Below are 6,217 nucleotides of genomic sequence, written 5' to 3'. Positions count from 1 at the left end.
GCGCAATTGGAGTGGAGCAAAGGCGATTTCTGCTTCTACCGTGGGGCAGAATAGCTGGGCGTCAGAGTTTTGGAATAAGAAACCAACCTCTTTGCGGAATCGAGGTCCGAACGGTTGCTGTTCCAGCGCATCTTCCGTGATTGCATGTCCTTTCACACTAATGCAGCCTTTATTGGGGAAATACAATCCATCGAGCAAATGTAGAAGAGTCGATTTTCCGCTGCCATTCGCCCCGAGCAGCGCCACCCGTTCCCCTTCATTTACCTGAAATGCAATCTCCTCCAGGCAATTAGGTTGCCCCGGATAAGAGAATGAGACGTCGGATACACAGAATAGATCCATCTTTAATACCTTACCGTATTGCGTATTTCAGGAAAATCACGATGCTTCGGTAGCAGAGCGTAAGCGGCTCTGACGAAGCCTTTGCTGAATTTATGGGAAATACGCAATACATTACCTCGAATCATCAATCATACCTTTAGCAGCATTACAATCAGAATTCCTATGCAGGCTACGAATAACCAGTCATTGGATCGCCAGCGGGGGGATTCTAATGTCTGAATATCACCGGTGTAGCCTCGGGATATCATGGCTAGGTAGACGTTATGGCCTAGCGATTGGGTTCGTCGGTAGAGTGAACCGATGCCGGAGGCGACCCAATCGTGTTCTTGTCGAAGGCTTCCTGCGCTGATTGAACGACTCATTTTGGCTAGGTGGATTTCACCGGCAGTCTTTGCTAAGACCGAGATATAACGCTCCATCATCGAGAGAACCGTTACGAACATTCTCGGAACTCCTAATGCCCTCAATCCTTTAAGTAAGCGTGAGGGTGTTGTTGTGGAGGCAAGAAGAATCGTAAAGGTTACACAAACCGCTGATCGAAGCACAAACCGCGCCAGGATAAAAAGCCCCGTATCGGTGATATCAAGGGTGTTCGGCACAATCCATGGCCCAAATCGGCCGTTCGCAAAGTGATACAGTGTGATAATCCCTTTGCCTGGCGTTACTAAATTAAGAGTTGCGGGAAGCATGATGATCACTGAAAAAAACGGCACTGCCAGCCAAACCGCGGCAACCCTCTTGGCGGGCAGCTTTGATAGAACCGCCAGTGTAATGCAGATTAGATAACCAATCGCCAACGCAAGGAGGCTGTGTAAAAGAGTAGTGGTCACGACCAAGCCTATTAGAGCGATTATTTTAGCTCGGGCATCAATAGATTGCAATAAGCCTGAGCGTGAAGCTATATTCTCTCTCGCTCGGCGATCTGAGACGAGAGCTGCGAGGCTGTCTAAAGCCTTTCTCGCGAGACGATTTGCGCCAGATTTATGAGGCGCACCCTCAGGGATTACAGGTTCATCCCATACTTTTGAATTAGTCTGTGGGCGCATCCAATCCGGCAGAGGTTTCATTTGGATTCCCTTCGAACCACAAATTTACGAAAACCATAGGAGGCTAGCATAAAGAACGCAACTCCCACTATTGCCGAAAGGACATAGGTCAGGCTCGTAATCAGTAAGGAGTCACCTTGACCGGGTAACCCATAATCAGGCAGGAGTGCGCGCCAGCCATTTTCGGCGTGCTGAATCCCTTTGGGGATATACCCTGTTAGCTTTTCAACCTCATTAGCGCTCCATTCTCCCCAAGCCGATCCGGCGCCAAATTTGGCCGGTAGAATAAGCCCAAGAGGGGAGAGTAATACAAGTGCTACAAGCACTATGCCCAACCTTCGTGATAATGAAGCGCTGGTTGGGATGGTAGCTATAGCTGGTGTTTCTGAACGCTGCAAATAGGCAAGCGCAAGCCCTGTGACAACCGCTTCCACAATCCCGAACAATAGTAAATGCTCAATCGCCATTGCGGGGACCGCAACTTTAAGTCCGAAAGGGTTATAGAGTGCGCGACCTGCCGCATCTCGCGCGATAAGAGGCTGGATGCCGAACATAAGCGCAGTCGCTAGCGCCGCCATATTCAGCCCTACATAACCGCCTATTGCGCCTGCGATTTTTTGACGGGCTGAGCCTATTGCCGATGAGCCTGCGATTAACCGATAAACCGCCCAGCCGGTAAAGGGCATAATCACAGCCATATTTAGGCAGTTAGCCCCCAGTGCGGTTATTCCGCCATCCCCGAACAATAGCGCTTGTAACGCGAGCGCTAGCGATACGGCGATCACAGATGCCCAAGGGCCTAACAGGATTGCCACCAACACTGCTCCCACCGCATGGCCAGTTGTGCCGCCTGGGATGGGCACGTTGAACATCATTATCAAGAAAGTAAAAGCAGCACTTAGAGCTAATAAAGGCACCTGACGTGCTCGAAGAGACTTTTCGAGGCGTCGTGAAGCGACTGCCCAGATAGGGATCATCACCGCATAGGCAGGCAAGTAAGTTTGTGGACTTAAATATCCATCAGGGATATGCATTATTTCTTCTCCTTCGTTGAACCACCCAACGAGCCGGTATAAACTAGATGCAGCGTAAAGCGAGTATCGCCTTCACTGTTGGGGAACATAACGCCCGTAAATAAGCATAAACTACTATTGAACTCATAGCTAAGTCCAATAGACGAGTAATTATCATTACCTGAAGTGTAATCAGCCATGACCGTCAGCGCGTTCCCCACCTCTTTGTCAGCGCCAACAAACCATCTTTCATTTGATTCAATATGTATTACGCCAAAATGGAGTCTAAAATGCTCAAGCTCACTTGTGGCAACGATATATGGATTGGTATCCACATTTGCGCCTGTATTAGTTATACCAAACGCAAAGCGCCAAGGGGTTTTGCCAAATGGCCCAAGGGCATACTTGGCGTTTAACAGAAGTCTTTGATCACTCTCTTCGCTGAGATCGAAGTCAACTCCTATCTCAAATTGATCACTTAACCCGAATTCGGTGTTTAATAAATAGGTATCGGTTTGAAACTTGGAAGTAGTTCCATCAATTTGGGGCTCGATGGTAAATTGTTTGTTGCCGATAACATCAGCAGTTGGGATTACGACGAGGCCGCTATAGCATGCTCCTGCTTGCATCCCTAAAGTCATAGTGAGTGTTAATAGAACCAGCCTAATGACACTATTTTGAAACCGAAAACTTAAAAAACTCATTCTTCCAGATTCCTTTCTAGATGACTGTCTTCCCTGTTGTAGTGCAGACAAGCTCGCCATGTTTGACGCCACGGGTACTGATGAGCTTGTTAGCCACTATCTTTATATCGGCGCTTCTTCCTTTTATTAATATAACTTCAAGGCAATTGTGCTCATCCATATGTACATGTGTGCTGCAGACGATAGCTTCATGGAACTGATGCTGCATCTCAACCAGCACGTTTGATAGTTCATGTTCATGGTGCTCATATACAATAACTACAGCCCCCATTACTTCAGCATCAGGTTTGGCCCAGTCCTCATTAACGATCTCTTTTCGAATAAGATCACGAATAGCCTCCGACCTCGAAGCATATCCCCGTGCTTCAACAATCAAGTCGAACCGCTTTAGCAATTCCTCATCCATCGAAACCCCAAACCGTTCCATAACCACCTCCGTGGCACGTATTTAGTAATAGTAACACGATAAAGATAAGCAAGTCAAGGGATATTAGTAAATGGGGGTGTTATCCGGGGCAACCTCAACCGCAATAAGTTAACTGAATATTTGACTAACTTACCCCTCTCCGTATCACGGAGAGGGGCCTACGAAGTAGGGGGTGAGGTTCCGGAAGACCCCCCTTATACACCCCCTTGGAAAGGGGGAAATTTCGGATCGTGCATTTTGCTTCTTGCTTTATCCCTTACTGCGGTCCGCGCAGGACTACGTCTTTTGCTCGCCACTCGGGGGTTACTTTCCAGGTGGTTTTGCCTCCTCGGCGGTGACTTCCTTCTACGATTGTGTTATGGGGGGCGTGGAGTTTGAAGTCTACTCCCCAGAAGTCAGGCCAGGAAGGGAAGAGGATGATTTTCTCGCCATCAACGTGCATCAGCATGCGCTGGAGGGCGGTCATCGCTACGTTGCCGTGGCACTGGCAGGGGATGTAATCGAAATAGGGTCCCCAGAATGCAGGGAAGCGGCTGTACTTGTCTTTCGCCGTAAAGTTAAACTCGACAGCTTGCGCGGCGCTGATCGCCAGGCCTAACATCGCTGCTTGAATGCCCTCTTGCTGCCATCCCCCGCTGGCTTGCCGGAAACGGTTGGCAAAGGTCGCTACAGCCAGATCGAGATTGGGCTTGTCAATGCCGAATAGGCGGTAAGGCCAGACAGCCCACATCTCCGAGTTGCCGGCTCCATCCCGAGGGCCTTTGTAGTCTTTAGCTTGATCCAAAAGCTTTAGGCCGTTAAGCTCAAAGGTGGGCAGTTCAGGCATTTCCCTCATCAATCGATCCCACTGCGAGCGAAGCTCTTGGGTGGTGAGCTCTTCGGGTAGAGCCAGCAGACGTGGAACGATGTGCATGATCGCGCTGACTTCCGTGCAGGGATTGTCATAGGTAGGCCCGCTTTCGGTTAGGCATGAGGGCCAGATGCGTAGTTTGCCGTTCTCATCGCGGGGCCAATGCTGGTCATAGGCGGTGACCACTTCGGACGCCACCGGCAGCAGCATCGTACGGGCGAATTCATAATCCTGGGTGTTCTCGAACACATCGAGCATCAGCGACGCCAGTTCAATCCCGCCATTCCAGAAGTAGTAAAAGCTGTTGGCGATCATGTGGTCGACAGATTCCTTAGTCCCCTCCATGGGCATATCGCCGGTGGTCAGCGTGCCCCAGAACCAGGTTGTCTCAGGGTAGCATGCACCTTCGTGCCCGTGATAACGCTTCACGCGGTCTTTGGCGATGGTAAGGCCGTCTGTGTGCATCTTAAACAGGGGCATCATCAGGTCGTAATCGCCGCTGAAGGGCATCGACCAATAGACACAGCGCTGGTTATAGAACCAATAAGGGCCGCCCCATTGTCGATAGTCGGCGTCGGGAATGCTGCCGTCCTCTCGCGCTAGTCCTGGCCAGGCATCCACGGTGAACAGGGAACCGTTGAATTTAATCGGCTGTGCCCCACGTCCGCCACAGGCGTTGATAAAGCGTTGCAGGATATAGCCGCGGGTGACTTCGAATTGGTTCCAGCACTCTTCGACGAATATCCAACTTCGGTTCCAGTAGTCTTCCCACCATTGCCGGTGTTCTTTCAACCGCTGTTCCATGGGTAAACTTGACGCCATCGCGACGGTCTCATCGAGTTGTTGAAGCCACTTCTCGGCAGTATCCGGCTGGCTGGTGAGAGCGGTGATATCCACAGAGAACTTATTACCTGGCTTGGCCGAACGCAGAGCCATTTCTCCTGCTGAGATAAGCCCTTCGCCCTGAATGACCGCTCCCCAGGTGAGGTTGAGCAGGGGGTCTTTGAGCTGATCGGCTAATTCCTCTTGATTCTGTGCGCGAAGGTTGTCCCGCCAGTTCGACCACTCGTTCCGGTGATACCAGATGATACGATCCTTCTGCCCTTTGACCAGGGTATCCGGCTCAATAATCATCGGGCGCGGATCGTCCTTGGAATAAGCGAAATAGATGCTGCCTTGTTCCTGCGGGTCGGTGATTTCGCGCTGTGCGGTGCGCCACATGTTGAAGTCCACATTCACTCCAACCTCAGTTTCGCTTTCCACTTCCACGTGAATCACCGGATGGTTTGCATCCACCCACACCCGAACCCGAACCCCTTCCGCCTCAACCAATATCTCTGCATTCCTGACGTCAAGCGTCTGCTTGAACGCCATGCCGGGTTTAAAGGGGTTAGGGGTGATGCCTACCCGCACCTTCCCAAGCTTCAACAGACACCCTTGCTCGCTCCACGCATCTGTCTTGGCGATGTAAAAGTGCAGCCCCCCATCCGATTGCACCCACACATTCAGTCCAATATCCCCATTCCCAATCGGCATCGATCCATAACAATCCTGACTAGGCGTATCCCAAACCACGTTATAGCGTTGTAATTGATCTAACAAGTCTCTACCCCCTTCTAGCCCTAACCTTGTGTATAGGTTACACTTTGAGGGAGATAAGGTCAATACACGCGACAGGGAAAGTCGAAGAAAGGGGGGCAGGGGATGAAACCTCCTACCCCGAAGGGTGTCATTCTAAGCTCCGGCAAAGGATCTGCTTGGAATATTCTTTTGAAACACTATGGGGGGGGTGCATCATGGGTAAAGATTTGTGTCCGCCTTATCAAGGGGTAGGA

General features: G+C 50.6%; 6 protein-coding genes. All 6 read right to left on the bottom strand.

The genetic code is table 11. The features are described from left to right. On the bottom strand, positions 1-342 hold a 342-nt coding region (locus tag WCO51_08605; GenBank protein MEI6513318.1), incomplete at its 3' end, for an ATP-binding cassette domain-containing protein. Between the two features lie 128 nt (positions 343-470). Further along, complete coding sequence (gene cbiQ / locus WCO51_08600; protein MEI6513317.1) at positions 471-1,409, bottom strand: cobalt ECF transporter T component CbiQ; 939 nt, start codon at positions 1,407-1,409, stop codon at positions 471-473. After that, positions 1,406-2,422 carry a cobalt transporter CbiM gene (gene cbiM / locus WCO51_08595; protein ID MEI6513316.1) on the bottom strand — a complete coding sequence of 339 codons (1,017 nt, stop codon included), beginning with the start codon at positions 2,420-2,422 and terminating at the stop codon, positions 1,406-1,408. The genes cbiQ and cbiM overlap by 4 nt, the downstream gene beginning before the upstream one ends. Continuing rightward, positions 2,422-3,105, bottom strand: coding sequence for a hypothetical protein (locus WCO51_08590; protein ID MEI6513315.1), 684 nt, complete (start codon positions 3,103-3,105; stop codon positions 2,422-2,424). The genes cbiM and WCO51_08590 overlap by 1 nt, the downstream gene beginning before the upstream one ends. A gap of 16 nt (positions 3,106-3,121) precedes the next feature. Next, the gene (nikR, locus tag WCO51_08585) at positions 3,122-3,538 is read right to left on the bottom strand and encodes a nickel-responsive transcriptional regulator NikR (GenBank protein ID MEI6513314.1); all 417 of its coding nucleotides are present in this window, start codon (positions 3,536-3,538) and stop codon (positions 3,122-3,124) included. A gap of 250 nt (positions 3,539-3,788) precedes the next feature. Further along, positions 3,789-5,984, bottom strand: a complete 2,196-nt coding sequence (locus WCO51_08580; GenBank protein MEI6513313.1) for a DUF5703 domain-containing protein — start codon at positions 5,982-5,984, stop codon at positions 3,789-3,791. Positions 5,985-6,217 lie beyond the last annotated feature (233 nt).

It is taken from the genome of bacterium, assembly GCA_037131655.1.
Taxonomy (GTDB): Bacteria; Armatimonadota; Fimbriimonadia; order Fimbriimonadales; family JBAXQP01; genus JBAXQP01.
The sequence above is the reverse complement of the archived record's forward strand: the minus strand, read 5'-3'. Positions and strand labels throughout refer to the sequence as shown.